This is a genomic window from Aeromicrobium sp., from assembly GCF_025965075.1.
Lineage (GTDB): Bacteria > Actinomycetota > Actinomycetes > Propionibacteriales > Nocardioidaceae > Aeromicrobium.
In genome coordinates, this window is sequence record NZ_JAOPXQ010000282.1 from 1 (window position 1) to 2,514 (window position 2,514).

Annotated in this window: 2 protein-coding genes; both read left to right on the plus strand. The window is 76.3% G+C overall.

The features are described 5' to 3' along the window. Positions 1-2,103 (plus strand): hypothetical protein (locus JWQ91_RS16335; protein ID WP_297786626.1); only part of this gene is annotated, 2,103 nt, incomplete at its 5' end. Positions 2,104-2,155: 52 nt separating this feature from the next. Continuing rightward, positions 2,156-2,514: hypothetical protein (locus JWQ91_RS16340; protein WP_297786629.1), on the plus strand; the 359-nt coding region annotated here is incomplete at its 3' end.

A 2,514-nucleotide genomic window follows, 5' to 3' on the forward strand; every position in this document is an offset into this window, starting at 1 on the left:
GTCATCGAGACGATCGTCGACGAGAAGCCCGCGGAGGACGCCGTCGAGGACCAGTCGGCCGATCGCCAGCCGGACGAGGACCAGCCGGTCGAGGACGTCGTCCGGGTCGACGACGAGCTGACCGTCCCGCCGGTCGAGTCGGCACCGGTCGAGGAGGTCGTGGCCGAGGAGGCGCCGGCCGCCGAGGAGCCGGTCGACGATGCCCCCGTCTCCGAGGAGCCCCCCGCCGAGGACAGGCCCGTGGTCGAGGAGACGCCGGCTGTCGAGGCACCCGCTCCCGCAGCGGCTGCGCCCGCCGCAGCGCCGGTCACGTTCGCCGAGAAGCTCGCCGCGGCGAGTCTCGCCGCCCAGCAGCGCGTGGCCGCGGCCCGGGCCGAGGCCGCACGACTCATGGAGGAGGCAGCGCGCGAGCGCGCCGAGGCGACGGCTCGTCTGTCGGCCGACGAGGCCGCCCAGCGCGAGGTCACCGCCGCCAAGCTCCAGGCCGCCGAGCGGGCCGCCGCCGAGCGGGTCAGCGCCGCCCAGCAGGAGGCGGACCGGGTCACCGCGGAGATCGAGCGCGAGCGCACCGCAGCCGCCGCCAAGATCGCCGAGCTGCAGCGCGCCGCCGACGAGCGGGTCGCCGCCGCCAAGCTCAAGGCCGACCAGGATGCCGCCGAGCGCATCGAGCAGGCCAACGCCGAGGCCCGTCGTCTCGCCGAGGAGGCCGAGGTCCAGGCCAAGCTGACGGCCGAGCGTCGCCTCGCCGAGTCGGAGAAGGCAGCCGAGGAAGCCGCCCAGCGTCGCCTCGAGGCCGCCGAGCAGGACGCACAACGTCGCATCGAGGCCGCGCGCACCGAGGCTGAGAAGGTCGCTGCCCAGGCTGCCGCCGACCGGGAGGCCGCGCTGCAGCAGCTGGCCCGGGAGCGCGAGGAGGCCGACGCCCGACTCGCCGAGGTCAAGGCCGAGTCCGAGCGGATCGTGGCCGACGCCGAGAAGAAGTCCGCCGGCCACGTCGCCGCGGCACGGGCCGAGGCTGAGAAGGTCGCCGCGCAGGCTGCCGCCGACCGGGAGGCCGCGCTGCAGCAGCTGGCCCGGGAGCGCGAGGAGGCCGACGCCCGACTGGCCGACGTCAAGGCGCAGGCCGACCGCACGGTGCAGGAGGCCGAGGAGTCCGCGGCCGGCCACATCGCCGCCGCCAAGGCGGAGGCCGAGAAGTACGCCCAGGAGACCGCCGCGGAGCGGGTCGCGATCGCCGTCCGGGTGGCCGACGCCGAGCGCACCGCGGAGGAGAAGCTCCTCGCCGCGAAGGTCCAGGCCGATCGCCTGGCCGCCGAGGTCGCCCAGCGCCACGAGGAGGCCGCCGCCCAGCTCGCCCGCGAGCGTGACGAGGCCAAGGCGCTGGTCGACAGGGCCAACGAGGAGGCGGACAAGCTCGCGCGGGAGGCCGAGGCGGAGCGTGCCGCGGCCGCCGCCAAGCTGGCCGACGCCGAGCGTCAGTCCGCCGACAAGATCCGCGCCGCCCAGGCCGAGGCCGAGCGGGTCGCCGCAGATGCGGCCGAGGCCGCCCGGGCGGCCGCCGAGGCGCGCGCCGAGGTCGAGCGCAAGCTCGCCAACGACGTCGAGGCGGCTCGCGTCGACGCCGAGCGCAAGATCGCGCAGGCCGAGCGTGATGCTGCCGACCGGATCGCGGCCGCCCAGGCCGAGGCCCAGCGGGTCGCGGAGCAGTCGCAGGCCGACGCGCGGGAGCGGATCGCCGCGGCCCGGGCCGAGGCCGAGCGGGTCACGGTGCAGTCGAAGCGAGACGCGCAGGAGCGGCTCAGCCAGGCCGTTGCCGCCGCCCGCTCCGCCGCCGAGGAGAAGCTGCAGGAGGCCGAGCGCACCGCGCTCGAGTGGGTCGCAGCGGCCGAGGCCGAGGCCGAGCGGGTCGCCCAGGAGCACATCGTCATGGCCAACCACACCTCGGCCGCGACGCCGCTGGCCGCGCCCCAGGCGTACGTCGACGAGTACGTCGACGAGGCACCGGACGGCCAGGACGCCACCGATGAGCTGCCCGAAGAGGTGAATGACGAGTCCGGGGCCCTCGCCCCCAAGATCAAAAAAAGAGTCGTCCGACGCAAGTGACTCAGTAGGGGGCCCGGCCGGTCGGCACGACGAGGCCGTCGAGCCCCTGGCCGTGGGCGACGTCGTCGTCCCGTCGGTCCCCGAGCCGGGGATCGACCAGCGACGGGCCAAGGCCGCGGCGCGTACCGCCGCGCGCCGGCAGCGCGAGGAGGCCAAGGCGGCCAAGGCCGCGGCCCGGGCAGCAGCCGCCGACGCCAAGCGCGAGGCCGAGGCGCGTGCTCGCAAGGAGCGCCAGGAGGAGCGTCAGCAGGAGATCGCCGCGGAGGCGCAGGAACGTGCCGAGGCGAGCGCCGCGCGTGCCGCCGAGGCCGAGGATGCCCGCACGGCCGAGCTGCAGGCTCCCGAGCCCGCCGTCGAGGGACTGGACCCCCTGTTGGTGGAGGACGAGGTCGTCGACGTCGTCGAGGAGCC